Source organism: Flavobacterium sp. B114r (genome assembly GCF_056824125.1).
In genome coordinates, this window is the sequence record NZ_CP124858.1 from 1,319,385 (window position 1) to 1,334,497 (window position 15,113).

Annotated in this window: 16 protein-coding genes and 2 tRNA genes; 9 read left to right on the forward strand and 9 right to left on the reverse strand. The window is 33.7% G+C overall.

Annotated elements, in window-relative coordinates:
• The first annotated feature begins 148 nt into the window (after window positions 1–148).
• Entirely contained in the window at window positions 149–1,237 is a 1,089-nt protein-coding gene (locus tag QLQ94_RS05895) for a recombinase family protein (protein WP_482499317.1), read from the forward strand.
• Here QLQ94_RS05895 and QLQ94_RS05900 read toward each other — a convergent pair.
• The 3 genes from QLQ94_RS05900 to rseP all read right to left on the reverse strand — a co-directional run bounded on the left by QLQ94_RS05900 (window position 1,203) and on the right by rseP (window position 2,816).
• Window positions 1,203–1,276 (reverse strand) — tRNA-Asn (locus QLQ94_RS05900). The two genes, QLQ94_RS05895 and QLQ94_RS05900, sit on opposite strands and share 35 nt — an antisense overlap.
• Before the next feature lie 39 nt (window positions 1,277–1,315).
• Window positions 1,316–1,389, reverse strand: a tRNA-Asn gene (locus QLQ94_RS05905).
• 83 nt (window positions 1,390–1,472) lie between these two features.
• Complete coding sequence (gene rseP / locus QLQ94_RS05910) at window positions 1,473–2,816, reverse strand: RIP metalloprotease RseP (protein ID WP_271337706.1); 1,344 nt, start codon at window positions 2,814–2,816, stop codon at window positions 1,473–1,475.
• Between the two features lie 316 nt (window positions 2,817–3,132).
• Between rseP and QLQ94_RS05915 the strand changes: the two genes are divergently transcribed.
• From QLQ94_RS05915 to hflX, 8 genes are all read left to right on the forward strand, one after another.
• Window positions 3,133–4,203, forward strand: a complete 1,071-nt coding sequence (locus tag QLQ94_RS05915; RefSeq protein ID WP_271337705.1) for an NADH:flavin oxidoreductase/NADH oxidase — start codon at window positions 3,133–3,135, stop codon at window positions 4,201–4,203.
• 174 nt (window positions 4,204–4,377) lie between these two features.
• A complete protein-coding gene (locus tag QLQ94_RS05920) occupies window positions 4,378–5,418 on the forward strand; it encodes a Gfo/Idh/MocA family oxidoreductase (protein WP_271337704.1) in 1,041 nt (346 codons plus the stop codon).
• Window positions 5,419–5,890: 472 nt separating this feature from the next.
• Window positions 5,891–7,111: an MFS transporter gene (locus tag QLQ94_RS05925; protein ID WP_271337703.1), complete on the forward strand. Its 1,221-nt coding sequence runs from the start codon at window positions 5,891–5,893 to the stop codon at window positions 7,109–7,111.
• 242 nt (window positions 7,112–7,353) lie between these two features.
• Window positions 7,354–7,809 (forward strand): carboxypeptidase-like regulatory domain-containing protein, encoded by a 456-nt coding sequence (locus tag QLQ94_RS05930; RefSeq protein ID WP_271337702.1) that lies wholly within the window; start codon window positions 7,354–7,356, stop codon window positions 7,807–7,809.
• Window positions 7,775–7,939: a hypothetical protein gene (locus tag QLQ94_RS05935; protein WP_271337701.1), complete on the forward strand. Its 165-nt coding sequence runs from the start codon at window positions 7,775–7,777 to the stop codon at window positions 7,937–7,939. Before QLQ94_RS05930 ends, QLQ94_RS05935 begins: the two co-directional genes overlap by 35 nt.
• 17 nt (window positions 7,940–7,956) lie before the next feature.
• The gene (locus tag QLQ94_RS05940; protein ID WP_271337742.1) at window positions 7,957–8,238 is read left to right on the forward strand and encodes a hypothetical protein; all 282 of its coding nucleotides are present in this window, start codon (window positions 7,957–7,959) and stop codon (window positions 8,236–8,238) included.
• Window positions 8,239–8,327: 89 nt separating this feature from the next.
• A complete protein-coding gene (locus QLQ94_RS05945; RefSeq protein ID WP_271337700.1) occupies window positions 8,328–9,194 on the forward strand; it encodes a hypothetical protein in 867 nt (288 codons plus the stop codon).
• 192 nt (window positions 9,195–9,386) lie between these two features.
• Entirely contained in the window at window positions 9,387–10,634 is a 1,248-nt protein-coding gene (hflX, locus tag QLQ94_RS05950; RefSeq protein WP_271337699.1) for a GTPase HflX, read from the forward strand.
• Window positions 10,635–10,801: 167 nt separating this feature from the next.
• Here the strand turns inward: hflX and QLQ94_RS05955 are convergent, their stop codons facing one another.
• From QLQ94_RS05955 to QLQ94_RS05980, 6 genes are all read right to left on the reverse strand, one after another.
• Window positions 10,802–11,752 carry a DUF3078 domain-containing protein gene (locus tag QLQ94_RS05955; protein WP_271337698.1) on the reverse strand — a complete coding sequence of 317 codons (951 nt, stop codon included), beginning with the start codon at window positions 11,750–11,752 and terminating at the stop codon, window positions 10,802–10,804.
• A gap of 79 nt (window positions 11,753–11,831) precedes the next feature.
• Window positions 11,832–12,341 (reverse strand): DUF2480 family protein, encoded by a 510-nt coding sequence (locus QLQ94_RS05960; RefSeq protein WP_271337697.1) that lies wholly within the window; start codon window positions 12,339–12,341, stop codon window positions 11,832–11,834.
• A gap of 65 nt (window positions 12,342–12,406) precedes the next feature.
• On the reverse strand, window positions 12,407–12,730 hold the full coding sequence (locus QLQ94_RS05965) for an SUF system Fe-S cluster assembly protein (protein WP_042564763.1): 324 nt from the start codon (window positions 12,728–12,730) through the stop codon (window positions 12,407–12,409).
• Between the two features lie 213 nt (window positions 12,731–12,943).
• On the reverse strand, window positions 12,944–13,369 hold the full coding sequence (locus QLQ94_RS05970) for a SufE family protein (protein ID WP_271337696.1): 426 nt from the start codon (window positions 13,367–13,369) through the stop codon (window positions 12,944–12,946).
• A gap of 2 nt (window positions 13,370–13,371) precedes the next feature.
• Window positions 13,372–13,797: a hypothetical protein gene (locus tag QLQ94_RS05975; protein ID WP_271337695.1), complete on the reverse strand. Its 426-nt coding sequence runs from the start codon at window positions 13,795–13,797 to the stop codon at window positions 13,372–13,374.
• 10 nt (window positions 13,798–13,807) lie between these two features.
• Window positions 13,808–15,022, reverse strand: coding sequence for an aminotransferase class V-fold PLP-dependent enzyme (locus tag QLQ94_RS05980; RefSeq protein ID WP_271337694.1), 1,215 nt, complete (start codon window positions 15,020–15,022; stop codon window positions 13,808–13,810).
• Window positions 15,023–15,113: the final 91 nt, after the last annotated feature.

Below are 15,113 nucleotides of genomic sequence, written 5' to 3' on the forward strand. Positions count from 1 at the left end.
TAATTAACCACAAAACTTGGTGGTCAATTTGCTCCGGAATTAGGTGGTCAGTTTGCTCCGGAACGGGTGGTCAATTTACTCCGGAATTAGGTGGTCAAATTGACCGGTTTTTCCAGGTATGCGCAGAGCAAAGAAAGAAGGATGCTTTATGGGAAAAGCTCCTTTTGGTTATTCTAATGCTAAAGTCATGGAGAAAACGTCTCTAGAGCCAAATTCAGATTCAAGGATGGTGTTTAAAGCATTTACGGAAGTGGCAAAAGGAATAGAGCCAGTTGAGGTAATTAGAAAAAAAATACGAGATGAATATGGGTTAAAACTGGAGAAGCAACAATTTTATAATATGCTCAGAAACGTTACTTACTCGGGTATGATTATAATTCCAGAATACAAAAAAGAAAAAGAAGAAATAACTAAGGCTATTCATCAGCCAATTATTGATTTGAAGCTATTTGAAAAAGTACAAAATGTTTTAGATGGTAGAAAGAATACTGATGCGAAGTTCCCGACTAGTGTAAACGATTTATTTCCATTAAGGGGTAATTTCGTTTGTCCTAACTGTGGAAAACAAATAACAGCAAGTAAGTCTAAAGGAAACGGTGGTTCCTATGAATATTATCATTGTAAATCATCATGCAAGATTCGAATAAAAAAAGAAGTCGTACATGATAGAGTAAAGGAATTGCTTAATGAGATTTCATTAGATGAAAATGTAAAAGAATTGTTTAAGGGTGTTTTAAGTGATGTTATTCGGACAAACATTGTAGATACTAAAGGGCGTATTAAAGAGCTTAAATTGAAGCAGGACTCATTTAAAATCTTGTTAGAAAATACAGAAGATAAGTTTGTATTAGATGAACTAGACCCAGAGGAGTATAACAAGTTTAAGAATAGATATTCTGATAAAATCAATGATTTTGAAAATCTTATTGATTCACTAAAAGAAAATGATACTGATTTGATGAAATATGTAGATAATTCGGTTGAGTTATTGTGCCAGTTGGGAAATGTGTTCAACCACTTGGAAAATAAGGAAAAAGGCTCGTTTTTAAGGGTTATTTACCCAGAGAATATAATACTAGAAAAAGAGTGTTTTCGAACCAATTCTGAGAATAGCTTGGTGGAGTTGATGACCATAAATTACAGGGGTTCGCAAAGTATAGGAATGAAAAAAGCCACTCTTTCGAATGGCTTTTCCAATGAAGCTCCCTCTCTTGGGCTCGAACCAAGGACCCTCTGATTAACAGTCAGATGCTCTAACCAACTGAGCTAAGAAGGAATCACCTTAAAGGTAAATATGTTTGCTAAAAAAAAGTTGCTCCCCCTCTTGGGCTCGAACCAAGGACCCTCTGATTAACAGTCAGATGCTCTAACCAACTGAGCTAAGGAGGAAGATGTTGTTCTTTTTAGCGAGTGCAAATATAGAGCATTTTTTAGTTTCTCAAAAATATTTTGACACTTTTTATCAAATATTTTTACTTGCCTACAATTGCTTTGTAGATATCGTTTCCGTTAGCAAACAAAAGCAGTCCTATAAGTAAAACGAAGCCAACTACTTGGGCGTTTTCAAGGAATTTATCACTTGGTTTTCTGCCACTAATTATTTCGTATAATAAAAACATCACATGCCCTCCATCAAGAGCAGGAATTGGCAATAAATTCATAACTCCAAGCATAATCGACAATAAAGCAGTGATTGACCAGAATACTTCCCAACTCCAAGTGCTAGGAAAAATGTTGAAAATTGCCGCAAAACCACCCACTTGTTTGTAAGCTTTCGTTTCTGGGTTAAAAATCATTTTAAGCTGTTTTCCGTAGCTTACTAATTGATCCTTCCCTTTTGTTAGTCCAACCGGGATTGATTCAATTAAACTGTAGTTTTTAGTGCTTACTTTATAGTATCCTAGTTTTTCTAAAGATGCCATATCTAATCCGCCTGGTATTACACCTATTGTTCCTTCGTTAGAAACCTTAAGTGTAATAGGTGTTTCTTTTAAATCGCGCAATACAACAGCAGGAATGGTTTTTCCTTTGTTATTAGCTAACACTGCTTTTGCCTCGTCAAAATATTTCACTTTTTCTCCATTAAGAGAAAGAATTAGATCTTTTGGTTTTAAATTTTGATTAGGAGATTCGTCAGTAACTTTTCCAATTGCAAAGGGCACGCGAATACCAACTAATAAACCTTTTTCATGTTTAGATAACTGATCAACAAAATCATTTGGTATGTTGATAGTTTGTTGTTGTCCGTTTCTTTCAATTAAAACTTGTTTAGCCATGATGATATTCATGTTTAACTCTTTGTCAAAATTTTCAACTTTTTTTCCATCAATCGAAATGATTTTATCACCGGTTTTAAAACCAGCTTTAAGCATTACAGGGTTTTCAATCAATACACCATCTTTCAGGTCAGTATTTGCTACATAAGTATCGCCATAAGCAAACGCCATTCCTATATAGATGATAAATGCCAGAATAAAGTTTACTGTAACTCCACCCAACATAATAATCAAACGTTGCCATGCTGGTTTAGAGCGAAATTCCCAAGGTTGCGGAGGCAAAGCCATTTGGTCTTTGTCCATGCTTTCGTCGATCATTCCTGAGATTTTTACATAGCCTCCAAGGGGTAACCATCCGATTCCGTATTCAGTATCGCCAATTTTCTTTTTTAGAAGAGAATATTTAACATCAAAAAATAAGTAAAATTTTTCGACTCTTGTTTTAAATAATTTTGCAGGGATAAAATGCCCTAATTCGTGAAGAATAATAAGTAAAGATAAACTCAATAGAAATTGAGAGAGTTTGATAACTATATCCATTTTGTATTTTTAGTTCGTAATTTAACGCACAAAAGTAGCGTTTCTATTTTAATTTAAGACCGCAAGATAACACTTAAGGTTTTAAATTCTTGTTAATAAATGACCTTGCTTCTCTATAAATTTGGCAAAGCTTCTTTTGCTCTTACCTATTAGTAAGTTATTTGTGGTTTATGTTACAAATATCTTATTCTAGTGGTTTTAAAATATGTTAATTAATAAACATTTAGATTTCTAGTTTTAGCAAGAAGCCTTAACTTTACTTTTTTAAACGTTATCGCAATCAATAGATCGCGTACAATCATTAAAAGTTATAACTATGGCTTCATTATTATTTTCTCCGCTTACTATAAAAAAAATTACCCTAAAAAATAGAATTACGATTTCGCCTATGTGTCAATACTCGGCGATTGACGGATTTGCAAACGATTGGCACTTGGTTCACCTGGGAAGTCGTGCCAGCGGTGGTGCAGGTTTGATTATTCAGGAAGCTACAGCAGTTTCTCCCGAAGCCAGAATATCTCCTTCGGACCTTGGAATCTGGAAAGACGAACACATTGAAAAACTAAAAACAATCAACGAATTTATTGTTTCTCAAAATTCGATTCCCGGAATTCAGTTGGCACATGCCGGACGAAAAGCAAGTGTTTCAATTCCGTGGGAAGGCAATAAAAAGTTAGGTTTCGCTCAGGGCGGATGGCAGACAGTTGGTGCGAGTGCGATTCCGTATCATGATGATGAGCCGTTTCTTCCCGAAGCTTTGGATAAAAGTGGAATTCAGAAAGTGATTTCAGATTTTAAAACAGCAACCAAAAGAACTGTTGAAGCCGGTTATCAGGTAATGGAAATTCACGGTGCACATGGTTACTTATTGCATCAGTTTTTATCTCCATTAACCAATGTAAGAACGGATGAATACGGTGGAAGTTTCGAAAATAGAATCCGTTTTACACTTGAAATTGTAGAAGCTGTTCAGTCAGAATGGCCGTCTGACTTGCCTTTACTAGTTCGTATTTCAGCGACAGACTGGGCAGAAGGAGGATGGAATCCTGAAGAATCGGTAAAACTTTCAAAAATCTTAAAAGAAAAAGGAGTAGATTTAATTGATGTTTCATCAGGCGGATTGGTTTCGCATCAAAAAATTGAATTAAAACCAGGATATCAGGTTTCATTTGCCGAAAAAGTTAAAAAAGAAGCTTCAGTTTTAACCGGAGCAGTGGGTCTAATTACCGACGCAAAACAAGCCGAAGCAATTTTAGAAACAGGTCAGGCAGATTTAGTTTTATTTGCCAGAGCCTCCTTAAGAAATCCGAATTTGCCATTAGATTTCGCCAGAGAACTAAACGACGATATTCAATGGCCAAAACAATACGAACGCGCTAAAATTTAAACATAAGTTTTTTTGATTTAAACCATTAAGAGATTAAGAAAAATTAAGTTTATTTTAAATAAAGACAATATTATAACAGAATATTTTAATTTAAACTATTTATAGGGAAAGCTTAATTTTTCTTAATCTCTTAATGGTTAGAAAAAATAGATTTAATTGTAAAAAAAATATCAAATGCAAAAAATAAGAACAGCACTATTATCATACGGAATGTCAGGGAAAGTTTTTCATGCTCCGTTTTTAAATATCCACCCGGGATTTGAATTATTAGGATCTTGGGAAAGAAGCAAAAAACTAATTCAGGAAGATTATCCCGCAGTAAAAAGTTATCCCACAATCGACGCATTATTAGCTGACGATGTCGATTTGGTAATCGTAAATACTCCTGTAGGAACACACTACGAATATGCTAAAAAAGTATTATTGGCAGGAAAACATGCCGTTGTCGAAAAGGCATTTACTACAACCGTTGCCGAAGCCGAAGAATTAGCTGCAATTGCCAACGAAAAAGGTCTGAAATTATCCGTTTTTCAAAACAGAAGATGGGATAGTGATTTTAAAACCGTTCAGAAAGTAATTAAAGAAGGTGTTTTAGGAGATTTAGTCGAAGCAGATTTCCATTTTGACAGATACAATCCATTATTAAGTCCAAAAGCACACAAAGAAACCGTGAATGACGGAGCCGGAATCCTCAAAGATTTAGGCCCGCATTTAATCGATCAGGCGGTTTGTTTATTTGGTTCTCCTAAGTCAGTTTTTGCAGACATCCGCTTTACAAGAGAAAATTCTTTGGTAGACGACTGGATTGATTTATTATTGATTTATGAAGATTTCAGAATGCGATTAAAAGCCAGCTTCTTTGTTAGGGAAGCAAATCCTGCGTACACAATTCATGGCAAAAAAGGATCTTTATTAAAACCACGCGGCGATGTTCAGGAAGATGAATTAAAATTGGGTAAAAAGCCCAACTTAGAATCGTGGGGAACAGAGTCGGAAACTTTGCAAGGACTTTTGCATACAGTAATTGACGGAAAAGAAATTCGCGAAAAGATTCCAACACTTCAGGGAAATTATTTTTCATTCTTTGATGGTGTTTACGATTCAATTGCAAACGATAAATCAGAACCGGTTACAGCACAAGATGGTGTAAAAGTGATGCAAATTATCGAAGCTGCAATTGCGAGTCATGCACAGCAAAAAGTGATTAATTTATAGATAAAATTGCCCACGGGTTTTACGGATGAAACAGATTGACGCAGATTTTGTTATTAATCCTTTTAATCTTTTATTGCGATGGCTATCGGCAATGTCAATAAGTTAAGGGAAAATCTATCCCGAAACTTCGGGACTTTGCGCGAATTTTTTTAGCTATAATTGTCTTTAAAAAAGCTTAACTTAATGACATTGGGCTATCGGGAGTGGCAAAAAAATAAATTACCCTTGTTGTTTGAATCTTAAGACGCCCCGAAATGCGCCTATATAGAAAATAGTAAGAAAATCTGCGTCAATCTGTTTCATCCGTCTAATCTGTGGGCATAAAAAAACTTTTGTCTCTTTGCTTCTCAGAACCTTTGCCTCTTAAAATTTATAAACATACAACGTTATAAATTTAGGAACTAGTAGGGTTGTATAGTCTGTAAAGTTGCTTTTTAGTATTTTTGCAGTATAAAATTCAAAATCCATCAATTTGTTTAGTTTCAATCCATTATCGTTATTTCAAACCAAAGGAAAAATTAAGAAAGTTTATAGAGAAGCGAAAGCGTCTTATTTAAACCGAATTCGATTTGCTGTGGGAATGTTTTATTTTGGGATGGGTTTAAGTTTTGCAACCTGGGCAAGCCGAATTCCGGATATTAAAACTGCTCTTCATTTGACCGAAGGTGATCTGGGTTCTATTCTTTTTGCACTTCCGGTAGGGCAATTGATCGTGATGCCTTTTTCAGGAAAAATGGTTACCAAGTTTGGCAGCCATAGAATTTTGGTATTCTCTCTGATAATGTATGTTTTATGTCTTGCCAATTTAGGTTTGGCAACATCAGCATTGCAGCTCTCCTTAGGATTATTTCTATTTGGAGTATTTGGTAATCTTGCCAACATTGCTGTTAATACACAAGGTGTTTACACCGAAGTCCTTTTTAAAAAAACAATCATGTCTTCTTTTCACGGAATGTGGAGTTTTGCCGGATTTAGTGGAGCTTTGGTAGGTTTGGGAATGCTAACCTTAAAGCTGACACCTTTTCATCATTTTTTAATCGTGGGTGGAGTTGTGCTTTTAATGGTTGCTTTTAATTTTAGATTTCTGGTCAAAGCCAAAGAAAAAATAAAGAATAAAACGACCGAAAAGAAAAAGTTGTTTGTAAAACCAGACAGTTCTTTACTATGGCTGGGAGTAATTGGTTTTTGCAGTATGGCAAGCGAAGGTGTAATGTTTGACTGGAGCGGCGTTTACTTTAAAGATGTTGTAAAAGCACCCGGACCTTTGGTTATTTTAGGATATACTTCGTTTATGATTATGATGGCCAGCGGACGATTTTTAGGCGATGGGCTAATCAATAAATTTGGTCGTGAACGCGTTATGCAAATTAGTGGGGTAATGATTTCAGTCGGACTTTTCACGGCAGTTTTTCTTCCTTATATCATTCCGTGTACACTTGCTTTTATGTTGGTTGGTTTGGGAGTTGCAACAATTGTTCCTACTGTTTATAGTATGGCGGGAAAAAACCCTTCAGTTCCACCGGGAGAAGCCTTGACCATTGTTTCAAGTGTGAGTTTCCTTGGTTTTTTAATGGGACCTCCTGTTATTGGGCATATTGCAGAAGCTTTTGGACTTCAATTTTCTTTTGCTTTCATCGGAATCTTTGGCGTCTTGATTGCTTTTATGGTTTCTAAAATAAGAATATCAGAATAGATTCTTTACCCTTCAAATTAATGAATTAAGCTTCTTGAAAGAGTAAGTTCATATAAATCAATTTTTATTTAATAAAAATTTAACAGGAAAATATTTTCATATTGTTTTTTGTCTATATTTGAATTTAAATCTACCACAAATCTTTTTCCAAAGACCAATTTAATTTTTTGATTCAGAGTTGAAATGTTTTGTAGCAAGACAAATTAACCTGAAAATTATTGATCAAATTAAATTGGGTTTTTATGAGAAGAAATTATATGCTTGTTTTTATTTTATTGTCTTTTGGTGTCACTTTTGCGCAAGAAGAAGCTATTTTCACAGGAACAGTGATTGATGCAAAGACACAAAATCTTCTTGAAATTGTGGTGGTAAGTATTCAAAATTCTTCCATCACACAACTCACAACCGTACAAGGAAAATTCGAATTGCATTCTTCCATAAAAGGAGAGCAATTACTATTATTGCACAGTCAGAGCTATAAAGATTTGCTTTTAAAAGTAAATTCAAATTCAGGACAAACAGTAGATCTCGGGATATTACAATTAGAAGATAATTTTTCTGATGATGTACCTGCAATTCTAATCACATTATTAGACGCTGATTTATCAGATTACAATATTTCATCAGAGTATTGTAGAAAAAGTGTCAAAATTGTGGAAAAGTATGTTGTATGCGGGAAATGGTTACGCCGAATTTAATACCATAAGTATAACAGCTGCCGAAAATGTTGCCTGGTTGGATACACCAAAAAGAAATATGAACGAATATAAAAATGCTGTGCTTTCTTTTAGAAGTGCACAACATATTTTAAAGTCGATTCGCCATTAAATTCTTTAGAAGTTTATATCTCTACGAATTTTGATGGATCTAATGTTACTAAGGCAAAAAGGACAATATTATCCGCAAATTTTCCTTCATTGTCTACACCTACAAGACAATTTATAAGTTTAGGAGGAATAGATTTGTCTGCGTATTCAGGAAATATTCATATTGCATTCAAATATATAGGATCAGTTAAAGACAAAACACTGAATGGTGCTTTTATGGTAGATGATGTTAAAGTTTTTGGTAAAAAATACAAGGATTTTTTTAAATGTGCAGTTAATGTGTTGATTTTTAGTCGATAATTTAATAGTATATTGTTTTTGAAATTTAAACTGTTAAATTTTAATTGAATTTTGTATTTTGGTCATCCCAAATCAATATAAAATACCACATGAAAACCTACTTTATCGCCATCATGATGATGGTCTTTCCATGCTTGTTGCACAGTCAGGATCAAAATGCGCCTGTAAAATTAAAACAAATTAACATTGTAAAAACAAATTACCAGAACTCTAAAGATGGTGAAATTGTAAATAAAACTATTGTTTTTAAAGAAGGAAAAATTCAAACCATTACTACTTCAGATGTTGTTCAGCATTTTTTTTACAACACAAAAGGATTGTTGGATATGACTGTAAAAGATAAAATAGGCAGCGAATGGAAAGAGGTTGTAAATTATACTTATGATGCCGATAATAATATTACAAAATTCGTTAAAAAATATCAGGAAGGAAATGACAATATTACCAAAGTGGTTACTTTTTTCTACGAAGGAGCAAGAGTAAAAGTGACTACCAAGAAAAGTACAAATCACCAGAACCTCTTGGATGATATCGAGTATATAGTCGAAAATGGTATTATTGTAAGACGTACTTCACGAGATAGGAATAAAGCAATTATTGGTAAAATTGAATATGCTTATAACAATGATAATGTGGTAAGACACAAAGGTCTTGTGGGTGATAAAATATCTAAAACCTATACATTTGATGATAAAAAATCTGTAGATGCATTAATTGTCCAGAATTTATTTGGGGATAATTATAAAGTAATTGTACCCATGATTTCGTATCACGAAGAAGAGTTTAGTTTTGAAGCAATATCGTATAATAACGAAATGAATTTTAGTCCGTCATCAACAGTTTTAGTTGGGGTGAGCAGAAAATACAAATACAATAAATTAAACTTCCCGATTTCTTGTTCTCAGGTAGAAGAAAACGGAATTGTGAAAACAGAAAAGACTTTTATTTACGAATAAAAACAACCTTATTTAAGGGCTTGAAACCATTTGAAAATTAAGTATTGTTAAGATTAAATTCTTATTATTCTTAATTTTTTAAATGGTTTGATTGTTTATAGAGGTACTAATTTTTCCAAATGGAACTTAAAAACGAAATTCTATAAGTGTTAGTACCTTACAAATCATTAAATTTGCATCTTATTCAAAGCTATGTTAGAAAAAGAAATTATAAATTTTGAGAGAACCGCCATCGTTGGTATTGTAACTCAAAATCAAAGTGAGGAAAAACTTAACGAATATCTGGATGAATTAGAGTTTTTGACTTTTACCGCTGGCGGTGAAGTGATAAAGCGCTTTTCTCAAAAAATGGAACGTCCAAATCCTAAGACTTTTGTTGGAACAGGGAAAATTGAAGAAATCAATCTTTTTGTAAAAGAAAACGACATATCGACTTTAGTATTTGATGATGAATTATCACCATCGCAACAGAAAAATATATCTAAAATCATAGATTGTAAAATCTTAGACAGAACGCACCTTATTCTTGATATTTTTGCCCAAAGAGCCGAAACGTCTTATGCAAGAACACAAGTAGAGTTAGCACAATGTCAGTATTTATTGCCTAGGCTTTCTGGTATGTGGACTCACCTTGAACGTCAAAAAGGTGGTATTGGAATGCGTGGACCCGGAGAAACTGAGATTGAAACAGACAGACGTATTGTTCGTGACCGAATTGCTCTCCTTAAAGAGAAAATAAAAACGATCGACAAACAAATGGGCGTGCAACGCAGTAATCGTGGTGCAATGGTTCGTGTGGCTCTGGTAGGGTATACAAATGTTGGGAAATCGACATTGATGAACGCAGTTGGTAAAAGTGATGTTTTTGTTGAGAATAAATTATTCGCAACTCTTGACACAACAGTTAGAAAAGTGGTGATTAAAAACTTGCCATTCTTATTGTCAGATACAGTAGGTTTCATTAGAAAGTTACCAACTCAATTAGTTGATTCTTTTAAAAGTACATTAGATGAGGTTCGCGAAGCTGATTTATTGTTGCATGTTGTCGATATATCCCATCCTGATTTTGAAGATCATATTGAATCTGTAAATCAAACCTTGTTAGAAATCAAGAGTAATGATAAACCAACGATTATGGTTTTTAATAAAATTGATGCCTACAAACATTTGACAATCGACGAAGACGATTTGATTACAGAGAAAACAAGAAGACATTACACACTTGACGAATGGAAACAAACCTGGATGAGTAATGTTGGTCAGAATAAGGCGTTGTTTATTTCTGCAACAAATAAAGAAAATTTTGAGGAATTCAGAGAAGTAGTCTATGAAGCAGTTCGCCAGATTCATATCACGAGATTTCCATATAATAAGTTTTTGTATCCTGATTATAAAGATGCAATCGAGAAAGAAGAAGAAGAAGAAGAAGAGCAAGAGTAAAATTTACCGCAAAGAGCGCAAAAAATTATATTAAAGGATCTTCAAAAAATACAAAGTTCGCAAAGCTAAATTTAGATCTGGCTTTGCGAACTTTGTGTTTTATAAAAATAAGCTTTTGTAAAATTTTTTGCGCTCTTTGCGGTAAATTTCTTATAGCAGCTTTTGGATTAAAACCCAAAATTAACTCCTAAACCAAAGACTTCTCTGGTTTGGAAACCACTAAAAGCATTGTCATCATAAATAGCCTGGAAGGATAAGTTGGCAGATAAAAATTTGTTTACTTTCATAATAATATTAAGAGAGTAGTTGATATCTACGTTTTGAGGATCTTTTAGATAATTAGAATATAAATTCAAAGTATTTTCTGCAGTTACGTTCGTCATGATGGCAAGTTTGTAATAAACTGAAGCATAAAAACCTAATTCGTAAAGCATGGTTTTGTTAGCATCTACACCAAAATAGGCGCCATCAACATATGGTAAACCCGTTCCCTGATCGATTCCAGATGTATAAGCACCGTCGACAAAAGTGAATTTTGAGGTTAAAGGAGCAAAGTTTATTTTAAGATTATCATCTTTTGTCCAGTAAATACCAGGACCCGTAGTAAGATAACCCGGTGACATAAATTTGGTGTTTTCAGTTCTGATTTCTTTTCCATTCTCATCCTTGCCATATAAATAACCTGTTGAAAACTGAGTTCTGAAATTCAGAAAATAAGAATAATACCATTGACCAAAAGCGCGCTTCCCTACAATTGAATTGAATTCAAGACGGTCATCAGTCTTTTTTTCATAGTCGGCATTTTTAGTTTGCAAAAGCCCGTAAGAAGCCAAAACTTTATTGTCCCAGGTAAGATCATTTTTTTTGTAATTGAAATCGTAGTTGATTCCTAAAGTTCCTGAAAAGCTATCTTCTCCTCCGGCAATCCAGTTATTGAAGCTTGATTGATTTAGTAAAAGCGAAACGGTTCCTTTTGCTTTCCAGCCTTCGCCTTCGATAGTGTCATTTATTTTTTTTACTGCTTTTTCAGTATTCTGAATTAGCTCTTTTTCTGAGTTTTGGGCTTGAACAAAAGTTAAATTCGCTACAATAAAAAGTAATAACGCTAGCTTTCTCATGGTATATAGTTTAAATGTGTAAGAACAAATATACTAAAAAAGCGTTAAAAGGCAGAGGGATATTGATTCTGTAAGAAAGTTATTTTCTGGATTCTTTATATAAAGGTACTGCTGAACAAGCTTCTCCGTACATAATACTTCTTGCAAAAGGTTGCAAATAAGTTGCTGCTAAAATATAAGCACGGGTTGGAACCGGTTTTTTAGAGCAGCCTTTTATGATAACAGGTTTGTTTTGGTATTCAGAATAATCGAGTTTGCTTAAGAGTTCTTCATACAAACTCGCATCAAGATCTTCGATAGTTCCGTTAACTACCTTTTTAGCATAAGGAGCCAGTTGAATCGCTACCAAAATAGACGACCAGGCAGGAACTATAGCATCGGTGCTACAATTTACAGCCACATATTGATCTTGATATTGAGACCAATCGTGATTTTTAAGATGTTCTCTAAAGTCTTTTTCTTTTAATAAAAAACCTTCCAAAAGCCATTGCGAAATGTCAATTTGAACACGTATCCCTTTTGGATAATAATCCTCAAGATCAAAAACTTCTAAGGCACTATTGGCAACTTTATTGATGATTTCTTCCATATGAAAAGATAGTTTAAGGTTTCAAGTTTCAGGTTGCGTTAACTTGAAACCTTAAACAAATTTTATTAAAGCATTCCTAATTCTAATTTTGCTTCTTCGCTCATTAAATCTTTACTCCAGGGCGGATCGAAAGTAATTTCAACATCAACATCTTTTATGTGTTCTATTGTTTTTACTTTTTCTTCTACTTCTCTTGGCAAACTTTCCGCAACCGGACAGTTTGGAGATGTTAATGTCATCAGAATTTTTACTTCGTAATCTGTGTTTACCATTACGTCGTAAATTAATCCTAATTCGTAAATATCAACAGGAATCTCCGGATCGTAAATGCTTTTTAAAACTTTTACAATTGATTCTCCTAATTCGTTTGTGTCTATTTCTTGTTCCATTTTTTTGTTTTTGTTTTTTTTCATCAGATAAGTGATGAAAGTTCATTTAAATAGCAATTCTTTTTCTTACCATTAAGATATTAAGAAAATTAAGTTTTGCTTCTTTGTGAAAATTAATGCTTTGACTATTTGAGATAAGAAAAATTAAGTTTTACTTCTTTATGAAACTTAATGTCTTAATGGTTCAAATGAAAAAACATTATGTTTAAAATTTTAATTTTTATTTTTTGAATCAAAAGCCAAGGCGTACATTTTGATGTTTTTAATCATCGAAACCAGTCCGTTTGCACGAGTGGCAGATAAATGTTCTTTTAATCCAATTTCGTCAATAAACTGAGTATCCGCATTTATAATGTCTTCCGCTTTTTGATTAGAGAAAGCACGAATTAAAATGGCGATAATTCCTTTGGTTAGAATTGCATCGCTATCTGCGGTAAATACAATTTTATCGTCTTTTTGCTCGCCTTGCAGCCAAACTTTCGATTGACAGCCTTTGATTAAATTTTCGTCCGTTTTATATTCTTCCTTGATTAACGGAAGACTTTTTCCTAATTCGATGATGTACTCATAACGTTGCATCCAATCATCAAACATTGAAAATTCTTCAATTATTTCGTTTTGTATTTCTTTTATTGTCATAATTATTCTTTCGTAAAATCAACCAGCAAATTTACCAATTTTTCTATTTCCTTAGGAGGATAGCCATTGTCGAAACCCAGAGTTTCATATGTTTTCTGGTTGTGAATTATCTTTAAATTCCCAATTGCAGCACCATCATGAAATCGTTTTTCTGTTGGTCCTTTTAAATTTGGAACATTTTCTAAATTAATTTTTGAAAACTCAGCTACGATCTGTTTCCATTTCGTGTCGCTTATTTTACTTTCTATCGGCAGAGTATTTCTGCCATTGGTAACTGAAACTGTTTTGTTTTGAACAAGTATCACTTTGTAAATCCCTCTGGAAACCGCAGAATATTCGATTTGTGTTGTTGTCATATCATTTGCTTTTTGACTTACACAACTCGTTCCAATGAAAATCGTTAAAATTAATAATGATAATGTTCTCATAAAAAGTTTTTTAGCTTAACATCGTTTTCGCCTTCTTAACCGCTTCGACCATTACATCAATTTCTTCTATAGTATTGTAAAAAGAAAACGAAGCACGAATCGTTCCCGGAATACAGAAAAAGTTCATGATAGGTTGTGCACAATGATGTCCGGTTCGAACTGCAATTCCCAGCTTATCGATAATAGATCCAATATCATAAGGATGAATTCCGTCAATATTAAACGAAATTACAGAAGCTTTATTTTTTCCGGTTCCGTAAATTTTCAGGCCTTCTATTTCTAACAGGCGTTTTGTAGCGTGTTCCAATAATTTTTGTTCTTGCTTTTGAATGTTATGAAAACCAATGTTGTTTAAATAATCAATTGCAGTTCCTAAAACAATTCCACCAGCAATATTTGGAGTTCCGGCTTCAAATTTATGAGGAAGATCAGCATAAGTTGTTTTCTCGAAAGTAACTTCCTTGATCATTTCTCCGCCACCCTGATAAGGTGGTAATTTGTTAAGCCATTCTTCTTTTCCGTATAAAATTCCGGTTCCGGTAGGACCACACATTTTATGTCCGGAGAAAGCATAAAAATCACAATCTAAATCCTGAACATCCGGTTTTAGATGAGGAACAGCCTGTGCACCATCAATTAAGACAGCAGCGCCAACAGCGTGAGCTTTTTCTATTATAGATTTGATAGGATTAATGATTCCTAATGCATTAGAAATATGATTTACCGTTACGACTTTGGTTTTTTCTGAAAGTAAAACATCAAAAGTTTCCATAATCAATTCACCGTCTTCGTTTATGGGAATCACTTTTAATACTGCTCCGGTTTTCTCGCATAACATTTGCCATGGCACAATATTACTATGATGTTCTAAAGCCGAAACAAGTATTTCGTCACCAGGTTTTAAAATTGAAGCAAAACCATTGGTTACTAAATTGATTCCATGCGTAGTTCCTGAAGTAAAAAGTACTTCGTGAGAGAACTTTGCATTGATATGATGTTGGATTTTTACCCTTGATATTTCGTATGCATCAGTTGCCAACTGACTTAGTGTGTGCACACCACGGTGAATGTTGGCATTTATTTCCTGATAGTATTTCGCCTCAGCATCAATCACAATTTGTGGTTTTTGTGAGGTTGCTCCGTTATCGAAATATACCAATGGTTTTCCGTTTACTTTTTCCGAAAGTATCGGAAATTCAGCTCTTATTTTTTGGATGTCTAACATGTCTTATTTAGAAAAATTCTATCTACAAAAGTACTAAATCTAAATTGGTTTCTCCATCAAAACTATAATTTCCTTTTATGGTACTATCAAT